This is a genomic window from Sphingomonas oligophenolica, from assembly GCF_039522915.1.
Taxonomy (GTDB): domain Bacteria; phylum Pseudomonadota; class Alphaproteobacteria; order Sphingomonadales; family Sphingomonadaceae; genus Sphingomonas; species Sphingomonas oligophenolica.
The window spans coordinates 13,438-29,253 of the sequence record NZ_BAAAEH010000003.1 but is presented as its reverse complement, the minus strand read 5'-3'; the positions used below and the strand labels follow the sequence as shown (position 1 = coordinate 29,253).

Below are 15,816 nucleotides of genomic sequence, written 5' to 3'. Positions count from 1 at the left end.
ATAAATCGCGGATAAATTCCAACATAACAGCGGCAAAAAATAAAATCGTCAATAACAGCGGGGAACAGCGGGACATCACCGCCTGACCGGGGCACACAGGAGTCCCCCGCTTGACTTCGCCAACCCCCGCGCCTAGTGCCCCACCGCCCCAATCCGGGGTGCAGGAAGGCTGACCATGTTCGCCACGGCATATCAATTGGGTCTTGAACCCGCCGCCGTCCGAACCTCGCCGAAGCGCTAGTCGCGCCCCGGCCGGGTCGAGGACCCGGCATGTTCAATCCCTAGAATTCAAAGCGCGAGAAGCCGACGCCATGGTTGCGTCCGTCTCCGCGCCTCAGGTGGATGAGAAAATGGGCACGACGGTAACGTCGCGGCGGCTGGCAATCATGCTCCGCGCGACACTCACGAAGGAAGGCCGCGCCGGCCGGGCGCTGCTTGAATGGGCTGAAGAACATCGCTCGGTCTTCTGGCCGGCGCTGAAGCGCTGCGCGAAGGACAAGGAAGAACGCAAGATCAGCTGGGCGAAGCTCGCCACGCTCGCGGCCGATATGGCTGAAGATCCGCTCCCGGCCGAGCTTGCGGAAGCAGTCGAGAATGTCGCGACCGTGCTCAACTTCGGCGCGCAGGATCGCGCCGTGCTGGAAGCGGGGCTCGCGCTCTCCTTCCACCCTCGCATCGCCCGGCTGGGCTGGGCGCTCGAGATGGCGCATGAGGATATGGCCCGGGTCGCCGGCATGCTGGCCGGCGCCGAGGCGGTCCATGCCGGCACCATGGTTCGCACCAGCCTGCCGGTGCAGCTCGGCCTGTTCGAGATCGATATGGCGTCGGGCGGCGGCGTGGCGTTCGATGTCAGCTGGTGGTTCGAGACGCTGCTCGCCCGTGGCGGGCATGATCCCGAGCGGCTGATCGAGGCGCTCGCCGGCAAGCGCCAGCAGGCGACCCTCACCCTCGCCGACTTCCCCGCGATGCAGGGCGATGTCGATTTCGCCGCGCGGCTGCTCGCCGGTGCGGTGGAAACGCGCGCGCCGGGCATCAACATCCTGCTCCACGGCCCGCCCGGCGTCGGCAAGACCGAGCTCGCCCGAGCGCTTGCCGCGCATGGTGGCGCCGCCCTGTTCGCGGTCGGCGAAAGCGATGCCGACGGCACTGAGCCGCGCCGCCACGAACGCGTCGCCGCCCTGCTTCGTGCCCAGCGCGCGCTGCAGCGCGACGAGCGCGCCCTGCTGCTGTTCGACGAGCTCGAGGATCTGATCGGCGATGCGCGCCAGGTCGAGGGCAGCAAGCGCTTTGCCAACCGGGCCGGCTCGAAGATCTTCGTCAACCGCATGCTCGAGAGCAACAGCGTGCCGATCATCTGGACGAGCAACGCGATCGACAATGTCGATTCGGCCTATCTGCGCCGGATGAGCTTCGTCCTGAAGCTCGATCACCCGCGCGGCGCCGAACGTGATCGGGTGCTCGCCCGCATGGCCTCGATCGAGGGCTGCGCGGTCGGCGAGGCGCTTGCCGGCCTCGCCCGCCAGGCGCCCGAAACGCCGAGCGTCGCGCGTGCCGCGATGCGCGCCGCCCGGATCGCCGGCGCGGAGGCGGGGGACGACGCACGCGTCGCGCGCGCGCTGGTCGGCGGCCTGCGCGGCGCGCCGGTGCGCCCGGCCGAAGCCGCCGCCCGGATTGACCTCAGCCTGTTCGAGAGCGATCCGCCGGTCGCCGGCCTGGTCGAACGCCTCACCCGTCCCGGCGCGCCGCCCGGCTTTTCCGTCCTGCTCGCCGGCCCGCCCGGCACCGGCAAGACCCAGCTCGCCGCTGAAGTGGCTGAACGGCTCGGCCGCCCGCTCGCGACGCGACGCGCGTCGGACCTGCTGTCGGCATGGGTCGGCGAGACCGAGGCGAACATCGCCGCCGCCTTTCGCGATGCGGCCGCTGATGGCAGCGTTCTGTTTTTCGACGAGGCGGATTCGCTGCTGTTCGACCGCCAGACCGCTCGGGCGAGCTGGGAGGTGACTCAGGTCAACGAGCTGCTCACCTGGCTCGATCGCCATCCGCTCCCGGTGTTCGCCGCCACTAACGACCAGCGCAGGCTCGATCCGGCGGCGCTGCGCCGCTTCACCTTCAAGCTTGCCCTGCAGCCGCTCTCGGCGGCGACGGCGGCGCGTGCTTTCGAGCGCTTCTTCGCCTGTGCGGCGCCCGCTGGCCTTGCCAGGCTGAACGCGCTGACGCCGGGTGATTTCGCGGTCGTCGCGCGGCAGGTGAGGGTGACGGGTCCGCTCTCCGCCGAGGCCCTGCTTGGGCGGCTCGAGGCTGAACTGGCGGTGAAGCCGGGTGGGATGGCGACGATCGGGTTCTGAAATCGGGCGCGGCGCCACACCTCGCCAAACCCCTACCCGATCCTGTACCAGCCCCGCACATGAAGGCCCTGATCGACCCCAACAACGCCCTCTCCCGCGGCCTTGCCGAGATTCGCACTGAATATCAGGTCCCGGCCGGCTTTCCGGCGGATGTCCTCGCCGCCGCCGAGGCTGCCGCCCGCCGGGCCCCGACCGAACACAGGGATCGCACCGCCTGGCCCTTCGTCACGCTCGATCCGGCCAGTTCGACCGATCTCGATCAGGCCTTCACCATCGATCGCGAGGGTGCTGACCTGCTGCTCCATTATGCGATCGCCGATGTCGCCTGGTTCGTTGACGATGGCGGCGCGATCGATGGCGAAGCCTGGCGTCGCGGCGCGACCCTGTATCTGCCTGACGGTCGCGCCGGCCTCTATCCGCCCGTGCTCGCCGAGGGCGCCGCCAGCCTGCTTCCCGCCGGCCCGCGCCCGGCGATCATCTTCACCGTCCGCGTCGCGCCCGATGGCGGGGTCCGCCTCGACGGCGCCGAGCGCGCGATCATCCGCAGCACCGCCAAGCTCGCATATGACAGTGTGAAAGACAGCGACCTGCCCCCCGGTTTCGCCGAACTGGCGGATCGCATCGCCGCGGCCGAGGATAGGCGCGGCGCCTCACGCGTCGATCCGCCCGAGCAGGAAGTCGATGCGGTCGAGGGCGGGGGCTATGCGCTCGCCTTCCGCCCGAGGCTCGCCTCGGAGGATCGCAACGCGGCCCTGTCGCTGGCCACCAACCTCGCCATCGCGGACGCCCTTCAGGCCCATCACACCGGCCTGTTCCGGGTCATGGCCCCGCCCGACGAGCACGCTGTCCAGCGCCTGCGCCACACCGCGAAGGCGTTCGGGCTGATCTGGCCCGCCAACGAAACCCTCGCTCAATATCAGCTCGGCCTCGACGCCGCCGATCCCAAACAGGCAGCCTTCATGCTGGCGATCCGCCGCGCCGGTGCGGGCGCCTCCTATGTGCCGTTCCGTGAGGGTGTCGTCCCCTGGCACGCTGCGATGGCGGCGACCTATGCCCATGCCACCGCCCCCTTGCGCCGCCTCGCCGATCGCTATGTCGTCCGCGCGACTCTCGCCATCGCCAATGGCCGGCCGGTGCCTGAAGTGGTGACCGCCGCCTTCAGCCAATTGCCCGGCGTGATGGCCCGCGCCGACACGCTCGGCGGCCAGGTCGATCGCGCCGTGATCGATCTCGCCGAGGCGGTGATGCTCCAGAACTGCGTCGGGCGCGGCTTCCCCGCAATCGTCACTGACGTCGATGATCGCGGCGTCCGCATGCAGCTCCGAGATCTGCCCGTGGTTGCGCGCGTCGCGGCGCAGGGGGTCGAGCCGGGCGATGCGCTACAGGTCGTGGTGAGCGCGGTCGACCCGGCGCATCGGATGGTGTCCTTTCAGCGCGCGGGTTGAACGCCCGCCACGGACATCATAGCTGCGCGACCCATTGATTGCCGATCTGGCGCAGCACATCGAGCGGCACCCGGCCATGGCGCAGCACTGCGCTATGATAGGCCTTGAGGTCGAAGCGCGATCCCTGCTTCGCCTTGGCGCGCTGCCGGATATCGGCGAACACCGAATGACCCAGCTTGTAGCTGCAGGCCTGGCCTGGATTGACCGAGTAGCGCTCGACTTCGCGCGCGGCAAAGCCGGGCGTCTCGCCCTCCTGCTCGACGAAGCGCTGGATCGCCTGCTCGCGCGTCCATCTGAAGTGGTGCAGGCCGGTGTCGACGACGCAGCGATTGGCGCGGAACAGCATGAATTTGAGATAGCCGAGCCGTCCGAGCGGATCGTCGTCATACATGCCGATCTCGTCCGCCAGCTGCTCGGCATAGAGCGCCCAGCCTTCCCCGTAGCCGGAAAAGCCGTTGATCTTGCGGATCAGCGGCAGCTCCTTGTTCGACAAGGCGAGCCCGCCTTCCAGCTGATGCCCGGGCAGCCCTTCATGATAGACCGTGGTCGCGAGGCAGAATCGCGGCCAGTCGCCCGAATCCTTCAGGTTGAAATAGACGAGGCCCGGCCGCGAGCCGTCGATCGCGGGCGACTGGCTGAAGGCAGCCGCCGCCCCGGCTTCGGTCTGGGCCGGCACCCGGCGCACTTCGAAGCTGTAGGGCGGCACGCGCTCGAACACATCGGGCAGCTTGTGCCGGATCGCGTCGAGCCGCGCGTTGCAATAGGCGATCGCCTGCACCTTGCCCGCGTCGGTGTTGGGATAAAGCTGGTCGGGATTCTTGTAGAGCGCTGCCATGCGCTCGCCGACCGACCCGCCGGTGAAGCCCTGTTTGCGGAGCTCAAGGTCGAGCCGCGCCGAAAGCGCTTTGGCCTGGTCGAGCCCGAAGCGATGCACCTCCTCGGGGCTCATGCTCGCGGTCGTCGTCGCCTTCAGCGCGACGGGATAGAAGGCGGCGCCCTGCGGCAGTTTCCACACGCCCGCGTCATGAGTGGCCTTGCCGCGCAACGCACGGCTATAGGCGAGTTGGCGCTCGAGCGCCGGCAGCACGCCCGCGGTATAAAGTGCCGCCGCCTGGCGCCCGTATTCGTCACCCAGCCCCTTGGCCGCGGCGCGTCGCGTGATCGATTGCACCACCAGCGCGTCAGCGGCCGGCACGGCGGTCTTGCCCATCTGCTCGATGGCCAGGTCGAGGATGAAGTCGGGCGGCACGATTCCGGCGGCGGCATCATGGCGCATCCGCTCGGTCTGATCGTCGATCTGCCGCCCGAACGCCTGGATCCGCTGGAGATAGGCGTCGGCGTCGCCCTTGCTCTCGATCTTGTGCTTGGTGTCGAGAAAGTCCGGCACTGATTGATAGGCACCTGACAGCTGCGACACGACATAGGGGCTCGGGCCATAGGACGCGCCGCCGAAATCGAACGCCTGGACGGCGACCGCCGAGCGCCTGGTATAGAGCACGCAATCGAGATCGATCGCCTCCGCCGCCGACAGCGCCCGGCGATCGATTCCCTCGAGTTTCGCCAGTTCGGCTCTTGTCTCCGCCTTGCTCGCCGCGATCGCCGCCGCCGACTGGTCGCTGAGCTTGGCGCGCAGACCGGCATTGGCGCCCGTATCGAGCCCCAATTGAGTCGCCCCTTCCGGATTGCGGTGGAGCTGCGCCTGGACGAGGTCGTCGAACAGCCGTGACAGCGGCGCCGCTTCGGCCGCCCGGATGGGCGTTGCGATCAGGGCAGCGGTGGCGGCCGTGCCGGCGAGAAAGTCGCGGCGATTGGTGTGCATGGGGCGGGGTCCTCATCTCGAAGCGCGTCGAATCAACGCGTTGATGGCATGTCGCGCGCCGGGTGTCGATTGAACGAACCCATGGTGGCCGGCGGCCGATGTTCGCGGCGCCGCCGTCTCAAACCCGGTTCAGGATATCGATGAACTGGTCATAGAAACGGTCCTTGTCGGCCCACATCGCCACCTCGATCGATGGGCCGAACGCAGCCGGCACCAGCTGGCCCGACCGGTCATCCTCCTCGTCCAGCTCCTGTACGACCGAGAGGATCATCGACCGGGGCGAGGGCGGGGAAGCCGAGACCGCCAGCGAGGGATCGACCAGGATCGCCGCCGCCAGCGGATCCCAGAAATAGAAGCCTCCGCTGGTGACGAAGGACAGGTCTGCGGTCAGCGCGTCATGGACGAAGCGCGCCGCGGGGCTGGTCGCCGCCGCGGCGAAGCGGTTGTAGAAGGCCTTGTCCATCGGCACGAACTGGCTCGCGTCGAGCGGCACCAGGGTGATCGGCACGCCGCACTCGAACACTGCCTTCGCGCCGAGCACATCGAGGAAGATGTTCCACTCGGCGACCCTGTTGAGATAGTCGCCATCGACTGACTGGACATTGCCCGGCACGTCGATCGCCCCGCCCATCACCACGATCCGCGCGATCTTCGGCAGGATATCGGGATGGTCGCGCACCAGCGTCCCCGGGTTGGTCAGTCCACCGATCGACAGGATCGTGACAGGCTCCGGCGAGTCCCGCAGCGTCTCGTACAGGAATGTCGCCGCCGGTCGCGGATCGAGCGCCGCGGGGTTGGTCGGCAGGGTGAGGCCGAACAGGGTATCTGCCGGGATACGGATCGAATTGGGAAAGATGTTGGAATAGATCAGCGGTGCGCTCGTCCCCGATGCCACCGGCGTGTCGGGCGCTGCGGTGAGCATCAGCAGGTCGCGCACATTGCGGCCCGCAGGCGTGAGATGCGCGACCCCGCACCCGGTGGTGCTGATCCCGATTACCGTCACGCCGGGATGCTGCATCAGGAAAAGGATCGCCATCCAGTCGTCGATATTGACGTCGGTATCGATCAGCACCGGGATCGGCTGTGACATGGCGGGTTGCTCAATTCCGTGGCTGAACGAAGGGGAAGGGAGGCCTGCCTTTTTACCCGAGCCTCGACGGAATCACAGATCCAAGCCCTCGATTGACGGCTGACTGCAACGAGAATGGCACCAGTTCTCGTCCCGCTACCGCGCGTTCAGCCCGGCATTGCCCTCGTGCAGCCGCAAGCGCTGCGAGTTCTGATAATAAGGGACTGTCGCCCGGGCAGCGCCGCGCGGCTGAGGGGAGCCGGTCAGCGGCGAAGTGGCTACGACCATTTTTCTGTTTCCGACAACGTAGGACATTGATACCTTCCTCCCAAAGATACACCCCGGGGAGAGGCTCAATGACCAACTACACGCGCCGCGACATCGGCAAGACCTTCGCCGCCGCCACCGCAGCGCTCGCCGCAACCGGCACCGGCGCCGCCTCGGCGCTCGCCGCGCCGCTCGACATGAGCTTCCCGAAAGGCTTCCGCTGGGGCTGCGCCACCGCTTCCTATCAGATCGAGGGCGCCGCCAATGAAGACGGCCGCGGGCCGACCAACTGGGATGTCTTCTCCCACACCCCCGGCCGCGTCGCCAATGGCGACACCGGGGACGTCGCCTGCGATAGCTATCATCGCTATGCCGACGACACGAAGCTGCTGACCGGGCTCGGCGTCAAGGCGTACCGGATGTCGATCGCCTGGTCGCGCATTTTCCCCGAAGGCCGCGGCAAGCCCAACCAGAAGGGCGTCGATCACTATAACCGCGTCATCGACAACCTGCTCGCGGCCGGCATCGATCCCTATGTGACGATGTTCCACTGGGATCTGCCCGCTGCGCTCCCCGGCGGCTGGCAATCGCGCGACACGGCGAAGGCCTTCGCCGATTATGCCGGTTACATGGCCGGCAAGCTCTCCGATCGGGTCGGCCATTTCATGACCACCAACGAGATCCGCTGCTTCACCGATATCGGCCATCAGGAAGGCCGCCATGCGCCCGGCCTCAAGCTCGGCCAGGCGGACGTCAACCAGGTCCGCCACCACGGCGTCCTCGCGCACGGTCTCGGTGTCCAGGCGATCCGGGCGAGCGCGCGCAAGGGCACCCAGGTCGGCCTTGCCGAGAACACCGTCTTCCACGTCCCCGTGATCGAGACGCCCGAGCATATCGAGGCAGCGAAAAAGGCGACGCGTGAGGCGAACGCGATGTTCCTCACCGCGATCATGGAGGGGCGCTATATCGACTCCTACCTCACCGCGCAGGGCGCCGCCGCGCCGAAGGTCGAGGCGGGCGACATGGCCGCGATCGGCAGCCCGCTCGATTTCGTCGCGCTCAACGTCTACGCGCCGGTCTATGTCCGCGCCGACGCGTCAGCGCCGGGCTATGCGGTGATCCCGCATCTCGCCTCCTCGCCGCGCATGGCCTCGCCCTGGCTCTATGTCGGCCCCGAAGTCGCCTATTGGGCGGTGCGCACCGTCAGCGAGCTCTGGTCGCCCAAGTCGATGTACATCTCGGAAAATGGCTGCTCGGCCGACGATCCGCTGGTGAACGGCCGGGTCGACGATGCCGACCGCGTGATGTTCCTGCGCAACTATATCGGCCAGCTCCACCGCGCGGTCGCCGAGGGCTATCCGCTTCACGGCTATTTCCTGTGGAGCCTGATGGACAATTTCGAATGGGCTGACGGCTATACCAAGCGCTTCGGCATCCATTATGTCGATTTCCAGACCGGCCAGCGCCTGCCCAAGCTGAGCGCCGCCTGGTACCGGGAGCTCGTCGCCCGCAACGCCCTGGTGTGACTCCCTCCACTGCTGGTGAGCCGCTCGACGCGTTTGCCGTTGCCGGCAAGAAGAGGGGGCGCACGGATACTCTAAGGGCATTTACGTAAAGCGCAGCGCGCGCAAAGCGCATAACGACACGAGGGTTTCCTGTTCGGGCTGGCCGATCACCACGGGACGGCCTGCGAAAGGATGTCGCCTCATGACCCGTTTTCGTGTCGGCCGCAGCTCTTTCCTGGTGGCAACGAGCCTCGGCCTGCTGGTTGCCGCGTGCAACCGATCGCCGGACAAGGCGGTGACCTCCAACGAGGCGGCAACCTCGGCCGAGCCAGCGCTGAAGCCGTCTTCGGATCCGCTGCTGACCCAGGCGCGCGCGCTCTTCAAGCCGATCCCGATCAACGCGCCGGAACTGCCCGGCAACCCCGCCACTGCGGCGAAGGTCGCGCTCGGGAAGATGCTGTATTTCGATCCCCGCCTGTCGGTCACCCATTCCATCAGCTGCGCCTCCTGCCACAATATCGGCCTCGGCGGCGCGGACAATTCGCCGACATCGGCAGGTTTCCATGGCGAGCGCGGCGGGCGCAACTCGCCCACCGTGTTCAACGCGGTTTTCAATTTCGCGCAGTTCTGGGATGGCCGGGCGAAGGATCTCGAGGAGCAGGCGGGCGGACCGCTCGTCAATCCGGTGGAGATGGCCTCGCCGAAGCAGCATGTCGCGGAACAGCTTGCAGCGCTGCCCAGATATCATGACGCCTTCGCTCTCGCCTTTCCGGGTGATCCGAACCCGGTGTCACTGGCCAATGCGCAAAAGGCCATCGCGGTGTTCGAGGCGACGCTCATCACGCCGAACGCGCCGTTCGATCGTTATTTGCGCGGCGACACCACGGCGCTCGATGCCAACCAGAAGGCGGGTCTGAGCCTGTTCATGGACAAGGGGTGCACCGCCTGTCACGCCGGCGTCAATCTCGGCGGATCGATGTACGCGAAGTTCGGCCTGGTCGCCGCGCCCGACGTCAAATATCGCCCTGTCGCCGACAAGGGGCGTAGCGTGGTCACCGGCAAGCCGGCCGACGACTATTTCTTCAAGGTGCCCACTCTGCGCAACATCGCGCTGACCGCGCCCTATTTCCATACCGGATCGGAGCAGGATCTGGCGAAGGTCGTCGATGTCATGGCGAAGGTGCAACTGGGGCAGGATTTGACGAAGATCGAGACTGATCAGCTCGTCGCGTTCCTGAACGCGCAGACCGGGGATCAGCCCAGGATCGAAGCGCCGCAGCTGCCAGCCAGCGACGCCAGGTCGCCGCCCCCCGACAAATAGCCGCCGTCGATCCGCCGCTATCGCCGCTCCCGCAGCACGAAGCCCGCGCCGCGCACCGTGGCGATTTCCCAGGGCGCCTCGATCGCGCCGAGCTTGCGGCGCAGATAGCCGACATAGACGTCGACCAGATTGTCGCTCGCCTCCTCGCTCGCCTGCCAGGCCGCCTGGAGAATCTGGGCGCGGCTGACCGTCCTGCCCTTGCGCTCGAGCAGGAAGCCGAGCAGCGCCGCTTCGCGATCGGTCAGCGCGATCTCCTTGCCGTTGCACGACAGCATCCGCATGTCGCGGTCGAAGCGAAGGCCCATCGCTTCGGCCAGTGCGCGCGTCCGCGCGGCGACCCTGTCTTCGAGCGTTTCGTTCATTGCCTGCAGCTGGTCGTGCTGCGCCCGGATATGCGCCGCCATCGCGTTGAAGCCGCCGGCGAGCAGCCCGAATTCGGGCGCCAGGCCGCTGAGCGGCACTGGCGCGGTGCCGCCGTCGCGCAGCGTGGCGACCGCGGCGGTCAGCAACCGGATCGGCCGCAGGATCGAGCGCCGCAGGACGGCGACGAACAGCGCTGCACAGACCAGCAGGATCAACGCGATGATCGCGGCGACCACGGCGATCATCCGCTCGGTGCGCGCCAGCTCCCGGCGGGCGTCGAGCGTCTCGGCCTGCTCGCGCTCCACGATGCGGCCGGTCAGCGCGTCGAGCGCGGGGCTCGCCCGGTCCGCCGACATGATCCGGCGCAACCGCTCCAGGTCGCTGCGTTCCCCACGTTGCCGCTCATGGTCGCGAGGGGTTGACGCCATCCGGTCCTCGGCCTCGATCTGGGCGCCATAAAGGTCGAGCAGGCGCGGGGCGTCGCTGCCGGGCAGGTAGGGCGCCGCGCGCAGGCGAAGCGCGCTGTCGAGCTGCCCCTGGGAGAGCACCAGCTGCTCGACGGCGCGGTCGAGGCGCATCGCCGCGCCCAGCGCCAACAGCGCCAGCGCGACCGCCAGCACGGCGATCACGCCGGTCATGGCGCCGGCCCGGGCGTTGAGCGAAAGCGTCATCGCCGCGCCCTTAGAGCCACCCGGCCGATCGGCCAAATCCATCGGAATGCGCTCTTCTCAGGACATTCTCATGATCGCCGCGCCACAGCGCGTCCAAGGCGAGGCGAAAAGGGGAAGCGGATGCGCTGGATTGGGGTGGTCGCTCTGGGCGGCCTGGCAGTGGCCACGCCGGCGGCGGCGCAGCGGGGGCAACCAGCGCCGGACGTCGTCGTCACTGCCACGGGCGGCCTGCCCGGCCTCGCCGTCGATCCCGATCGGCTGCCGGTCGCGACCCAGACGGTCGACGCGGCTGCGCTGCGCAGCGGCGGCGTGGCCGATCTGCTGCGCGCGCTTGACGGCCAGGCGGCCGGCGTCACCCTGAATCAGGCGCAGGGCAATCCCTTCCAGCCCAATCTCCTCTACCGCGGCTATGAGGCGAGCCCGCTCGGCGGCAATGCCCAGGGGCTGGCCGTCTATGTCGACGGCGTGCGCTTCAACCAGCCCTTCGGCGACACGATGAACTGGGATCTCGTGCCCGATATCGCTGTCGCCCGGCTCTCGCTCCAGGGGGCGAATCCAGTGCTCGGCCTCAATGCGCTGGGGGGCGCCCTGTCGATCGACCTGAAAACCGGCCGCGACGTCCAGGGCGTCGGCGGCGAAGCGATGGTCGGCCGGTTCGGGCGCCGCGCCGTCTCAGCCGAGGCGGGAATCGAACGCGGCGGACTCTCCGCTTATGTCGCGGGAAGCGTCGCGCACGACGATGGCTGGCGCGATCACTCGCCCTCGACGATGCACCAGCTCTACGCCCAGATCGGCGGGCAGGGCAGTTGGGGCCAGGTCGATCTCAGGCTGCTCGGCGCGGAGACGGCGCTGACCGGCAACGGCACCGCGCCGGTCGAGCTGCTCGATTCGGCCTATCATGCGGTCTTCACCTATCCCGACCGGACCGCGAACCATTATGGCCGCGTCGTCCTCTCGGCCGATCTGGCGCTTGGCGACGGTCTCCGCCTGAAGCCGTCAGTCCATCTCGATCGTCTCCGCCAGCGCACCGCCAATGGCGACCTTTCCGACGCGCGGCCCTGTGACGGCGATGCCGCCTTGCTGTGCCTCGACGGTGCCGACGATTCACCCCTTACTGATTCGCGCGGCGAGATATTTCCGGCCTTTCTGGGCGACGGCCGCTACGCCCAGCTGAACGCCACCCGCACCGACACCACCGGTTATGGCGGCGAGCTGCGGCTGGAACGGGACGCGCCGCTCGCCGGCATCGCCAATCATCTCGCCGTCGGCGCCGGCTGGAGCGGCGCGCGCACGCGCTTCTCGGCCGATTCGACGATCGGCGCGCTCGGCGCCGACCGTGGCTTCGCGAAGGGGCAGGGGGTCATCGACATGGCCGGCGGCCCGATCCGCTCGGTCGATCTCGTCGCCCGGCGCGACGATATCGGCCTGTTTGTCGCCGACCTGCTGTCGCCGGCGCGCGACGTCGATGTGACGATCGCCCTGCGCTACAATCACGCGCATGTCCGGCTCGACGACCGCGCCGGCACTGCGCTCGACGGCCGGCACGGCTATGGGCGGGTCAATCCCTCGATCGGCGCGGTGTGGCGGGTAGGTTCTGGCCTGGCGCTCTACGGCGATTATGCCGAAACCAGTCGCGCGCCGACACCGGCCGAATTGTCCTGCGCCGATCCGGCCGCTCCCTGCTCGCTCAGCGCCTTTTTCGTCGCCGATCCCGATCTCCGCCAGGTGGTGGCGCGGACCGTCGAGGCCGGCGTCCGCGGCCGCCGCGCCTTCGGGGGCGCGACGCTCCGCTGGCGGGTCGGCGGGTGGCGTTCGACCAACGCCGACGACATCCTGTTCACCGCCGCCGCGACCGTAGGACGCGCTTTTTTCCGCAATGTCGGCGCGACGAGGCGACAGGGCATCGAGGCGCAGGCCAGCCTGGCGGCGCGCGACTGGTCGGCGACGGCGAGCTATGTGCTGACCGACGCGCGCTTCCGCACTGGCTTCACTGCCCAATCCCCCAATAATCCGGCCGCCGGCCCCGACGGCCTGATCGAGGTCCTGCCCGGCGACCGGCTGCCCGGCATTGCCCGCAACCGGCTGAAAGCCGCGGTGACCCGCCGGTTCGGCGATCGCGCCTGGGTGACGCTGGAGGGCCAATATGCGAGCGGCCGCTGGCCGGTCGGCGACGAGGCCAACCTGACCCGCCCGACGAACGCCTATTGGCGCGCCGACCTTTCCGCCGGGCTCCGCCCGTCAACGCGGATCGAGCTGTTCGCCGCCGTCGAGAATCTGTTCGATCGCCGATACGCGACCTTCGGCGCCTTCTCCGAGACCGGCGCCGTCGATTTCGCCGAGGCGCCGGGCATCCGCGACCCGCGCGCGATCAGCCCCGGCACACCGCGGCTCTGGAAGATCGGCGTCCGCCTCAGCCCCTGACTCGGGGCCGGCGATTCAGGGCGACGGTCCGCCCTTGTAAACTCGGGCCGATCTTACCGCTGTCCGAGTATAACCAGGCATTGCTGATACGGGTCGCGAAAATCGGGCTTCGCGCAAGCATTATTGGCGATTTGTCGCCAGGGCGGCGCAGATAGTAACGTTCCCCGCCACTGCCCGCGACTGGCTTGGCATCCCCGCGCAAAAACCCCACACTGCGCGAAAAACCGGAGAGGCCCCATGAACAAGATCCTGCCATTCGCCGCGCTCGCCCTCCTCGCCGGCCCCGCCGCCGCGAAGACCGTCACCATCGCTCCCGGCCCTGACGCCCAGTCTCGCCTCCAGGGCGCGTTGATCGAGGCGCAGCCCGGCGATGTGATCGCGCTCGGCGCCGGCCGATTCGAGCTGACTGACGGCCTCTCGCTCGACGTCGCGAAGGTCACGATCCGCGGCGCCGGTGCTGACAAGACCATCCTCGGCTTCAAGGGCCAGCTCGGTGCGGGCGAAGGCCTGCTCGTCACCTCGGACGATGTCGTGCTCCGCGATTTCGCGGTGGAGGATACCAAGGGAGACGGCATCAAGTCCAAGGGCGCGAACCGGATCGTCTATCGCGGCCTGCGCGTCACCTGGACCGGCGGGCCGAAGCCGACCAACGGCGCCTATGGGGTCTATCCGGTCGCGAGCCATGACGTGCTGATCGACGGCGTCACCGTCAGCGGCGCGTCGGATGCCGGCATCTATGTCGGCCAGTCGGAGAACATCATCGTCCGCAATTCGGTGGCGTCGGGCAATGTCGCCGGCATCGAGATCGAGAACAGCCGCCATGCCGATGTCACCGGCAACACCGCCACCCACAATACGGGCGGCATCCTGGTGTTCGATCTGCCCAATCTGCCGCGCGGCAATGGCGGCGATGTCCGCGTGTTCCGCAACAAGGTGGTCGACAACGACACCCCCAATTTCGCGCCGAAGGGGAATATCGTCGCGAGCGTCCGCAACGGCACCGGCGTGCTCGTGATGGCCAACGAGAACGTCCAGGTCACCGACAATGATCTGTCGGGAAACGCCACGGCGAACGTGATGGTCGTCAGCTACCGCAACGCCTTCACTGATGCGCACTACAATCCCTATCCGCGCCGCATCGAGGTCGCCGGCAACCGCCATGGCCGCGCCGGCTATGACCCGCAGCTGCCCGGCGCCGACCAGCTCAAGGCGGCGTTCGGCGGCGCGATCCCGCCGATCCTGTGGGACGGTGCCGGCGGGCCGGAGCTTGGGTTGCTGGTGACCGACAAGGTGCCGGTCCTCTCGCTCGGTCTGCCCCAGGGCGCCGCGATGGAAGCCGTGAAACCGGCGGTTATTGATCTGTCCAAGGGCGCCGCGATCGCGCCACCGGCTCCGGTAATACTACCGACCGGCATGGAGGAAGCGGCAAGGTGAAGCTCCTCTGGGCCCTTCTGCTTAAACCTTCCCCGGCGAAGGCCGCGGCCCAGTTGGGGGACATCACAACTGGGCCCCGGCCCTCGCCGGCTAAGATTCTATCCTGGTGCGTTTCAGCCTTTGCGAGCGTCACCATCCTGACAGCCGCGCTCGACCGTCCAACTCAGGTCAACGATGCCGCCATCACGGCGGAGGGCTACCCCGCCACCCTCTCCGAATACCATCTCTTCACCGACCTGAAGACCCGCACCCCGGCCCCTCGCGTTGCCGCCTATCACCTCAACACCCCGCTCTTTTCCGACTATGCCGAAAAGCAGCGCTATCTCTACATTCCCGCCGGCAAGAGCGCGCGGTACGATCCGGACAAGGTCCTCGATCTCCCGATCGGCGCTGCCCTCATCAAGACCTTCGGCTATCGGCAGCAAGGCACCTTCAGGCCGCTCGAAACCCGCCTGCTTCTCCACCGCGCGAGCGGTTGGGTCGCCATTCCCTATGTCTGGAACGCCGATGGCAGCGACGCAGTACTGAAACGGGCGGGCACCCGGATCCCCATTACCTTCGCTGATCCCGCCGGCCGCAGCCGCACGATCAGCTATTCAGTCCCCAACCAGAACCAGTGCAAGGATTGCCACGCGCTGGCGGGGGTCATCACCCCGATTGGCCCCAAGGCGCGAAACTTCAACGACGGCGTCCAGCTCCAGGCGTTGGTAGCAGCGGGCCTGCTCGATCGCGCGCCCGCCGACGCGCCGCGCCTCGCCCGCTGGGACGACGCAACCGCCCCGCTCGCCGACCGCGCGACCGCCTATCTCGAAACCAACTGCGCCCATTGCCACAACCGGGAAGGTGCTGCGTCCAACTCGGGCCTGTTCTTCGGCTGGAAGGAACCCGACCCGACTGCGCGCGGTATCCTCAAACACCCGGTCGCCGCCGGCCGCGGCAGTGGCGACCGGATCTACGATATCGACCCCGGTCACCCCGAGGATTCGATCATCCTGCTCCGCATGGTGAGCACCGAGCCTGGCGTCGCCATGCCAGAACTCGGCCGCGCCACCGCGCATGACGAGGCGCTGGCGATGCTGACCCGCTGGATCGCCGGCATGAAGCCGAATGGGAGTCAGCCGTATCGATGATGACAATGTGAGGAAGGGCCGGTCGA

Annotated in this window: 11 protein-coding genes; 7 read left to right on the top strand and 4 right to left on the bottom strand. The window is 68.0% G+C overall.

Features of this window, described 5'->3' with window-relative positions:
• The first annotated feature begins 350 nt into the window (after positions 1–350).
• Positions 351–2,345, top strand: a complete 1,995-nt coding sequence (locus ABD050_RS01985; protein ID WP_343887454.1) for an AAA family ATPase — start codon at positions 351–353, stop codon at positions 2,343–2,345.
• A 59-nt stretch (positions 2,346–2,404) separates the two neighbouring features.
• Entirely contained in the window at positions 2,405–3,790 is a 1,386-nt protein-coding gene (locus tag ABD050_RS01980; protein WP_343887453.1) for an RNB domain-containing ribonuclease, read from the top strand.
• 16 nt (positions 3,791–3,806) lie between these two features.
• On the opposite strand, the gene ABD050_RS01975 is transcribed toward ABD050_RS01980, so the two are convergent.
• From ABD050_RS01975 to ABD050_RS01965, 3 genes are all read right to left on the bottom strand, one after another.
• Complete coding sequence (locus ABD050_RS01975; RefSeq protein WP_343887452.1) at positions 3,807–5,609, bottom strand: DUF885 domain-containing protein; 1,803 nt, start codon at positions 5,607–5,609, stop codon at positions 3,807–3,809.
• A gap of 118 nt (positions 5,610–5,727) precedes the next feature.
• Positions 5,728–6,699 carry a nucleoside hydrolase gene (locus ABD050_RS01970; RefSeq protein ID WP_343887451.1) on the bottom strand — a complete coding sequence of 324 codons (972 nt, stop codon included), beginning with the start codon at positions 6,697–6,699 and terminating at the stop codon, positions 5,728–5,730.
• Positions 6,700–6,834: 135 nt separating this feature from the next.
• Positions 6,835–6,966: a hypothetical protein gene (locus tag ABD050_RS01965; protein WP_343887450.1), complete on the bottom strand. Its 132-nt coding sequence runs from the start codon at positions 6,964–6,966 to the stop codon at positions 6,835–6,837.
• Positions 6,967–7,034: 68 nt separating this feature from the next.
• On the opposite strand from ABD050_RS01965, the gene ABD050_RS01960 reads away from it, so the two are divergent.
• The gene (locus tag ABD050_RS01960; protein WP_343887449.1) at positions 7,035–8,471 is read left to right on the top strand and encodes a GH1 family beta-glucosidase; all 1,437 of its coding nucleotides are present in this window, start codon (positions 7,035–7,037) and stop codon (positions 8,469–8,471) included.
• 181 nt (positions 8,472–8,652) lie between these two features.
• Positions 8,653–9,771, top strand: a complete 1,119-nt coding sequence (locus ABD050_RS01955; RefSeq protein WP_343887448.1) for a cytochrome-c peroxidase — start codon at positions 8,653–8,655, stop codon at positions 9,769–9,771.
• A 17-nt stretch (positions 9,772–9,788) separates the two neighbouring features.
• Here ABD050_RS01955 and ABD050_RS01950 read toward each other — a convergent pair whose 3' ends face one another.
• Entirely contained in the window at positions 9,789–10,847 is a 1,059-nt protein-coding gene (locus tag ABD050_RS01950) for a winged helix-turn-helix domain-containing protein (RefSeq protein WP_343887447.1), read from the bottom strand.
• Positions 10,848–10,925: 78 nt separating this feature from the next.
• Here ABD050_RS01950 and ABD050_RS01945 point away from each other — a divergent pair, with 78 nt between their 5' ends.
• The 3 genes from ABD050_RS01945 to ABD050_RS01935 all read left to right on the top strand — a co-directional run bounded on the left by ABD050_RS01945 (position 10,926) and on the right by ABD050_RS01935 (position 15,790).
• A complete protein-coding gene (locus ABD050_RS01945; protein ID WP_343887446.1) occupies positions 10,926–13,226 on the top strand; it encodes a TonB-dependent receptor in 2,301 nt (766 codons plus the stop codon).
• A 237-nt stretch (positions 13,227–13,463) separates the two neighbouring features.
• Positions 13,464–14,660 carry a parallel beta-helix domain-containing protein gene (locus ABD050_RS01940; RefSeq protein WP_343887445.1) on the top strand — a complete coding sequence of 399 codons (1,197 nt, stop codon included), beginning with the start codon at positions 13,464–13,466 and terminating at the stop codon, positions 14,658–14,660.
• On the top strand, positions 14,657–15,790 hold the full coding sequence (locus tag ABD050_RS01935) for an SO2930 family diheme c-type cytochrome (protein ID WP_343887444.1): 1,134 nt from the start codon (positions 14,657–14,659) through the stop codon (positions 15,788–15,790). The genes ABD050_RS01940 and ABD050_RS01935 overlap by 4 nt, the downstream gene beginning before the upstream one ends.
• The last annotated feature ends 26 nt before the right edge of the window (positions 15,791–15,816 follow it).

Excerpts from the sequence above, each read along its gene's own strand:
- ABD050_RS01985 (WP_343887454.1), top strand. The coding sequence starts at position 351 with ATGGGCACGACGGTAACGTCGCGGCGGCTGGCAATCATGCTCCGCGCG.
- ABD050_RS01980 (WP_343887453.1), top strand. The coding sequence starts at position 2,405 with ATGAAGGCCCTGATCGACCCCAACAACGCCCTCTCCCGCGGCCTTGCC.
- ABD050_RS01975 (WP_343887452.1), bottom strand. The coding sequence starts at position 5,609 with ATGCACACCAATCGCCGCGACTTTCTCGCCGGCACGGCCGCCACCGCT.
- ABD050_RS01970 (WP_343887451.1), bottom strand. The coding sequence starts at position 6,699 with ATGTCACAGCCGATCCCGGTGCTGATCGATACCGACGTCAATATCGAC.
- ABD050_RS01965 (WP_343887450.1), bottom strand. The coding sequence starts at position 6,966 with ATGGTCGTAGCCACTTCGCCGCTGACCGGCTCCCCTCAGCCGCGCGGC.
- ABD050_RS01960 (WP_343887449.1), top strand. The coding sequence starts at position 7,035 with ATGACCAACTACACGCGCCGCGACATCGGCAAGACCTTCGCCGCCGCC.
- ABD050_RS01955 (WP_343887448.1), top strand. The coding sequence starts at position 8,653 with ATGACCCGTTTTCGTGTCGGCCGCAGCTCTTTCCTGGTGGCAACGAGC.
- ABD050_RS01950 (WP_343887447.1), bottom strand. The coding sequence starts at position 10,847 with ATGGATTTGGCCGATCGGCCGGGTGGCTCTAAGGGCGCGGCGATGACG.
- ABD050_RS01945 (WP_343887446.1), top strand. The coding sequence starts at position 10,926 with ATGCGCTGGATTGGGGTGGTCGCTCTGGGCGGCCTGGCAGTGGCCACG.
- ABD050_RS01940 (WP_343887445.1), top strand. The coding sequence starts at position 13,464 with ATGAACAAGATCCTGCCATTCGCCGCGCTCGCCCTCCTCGCCGGCCCC.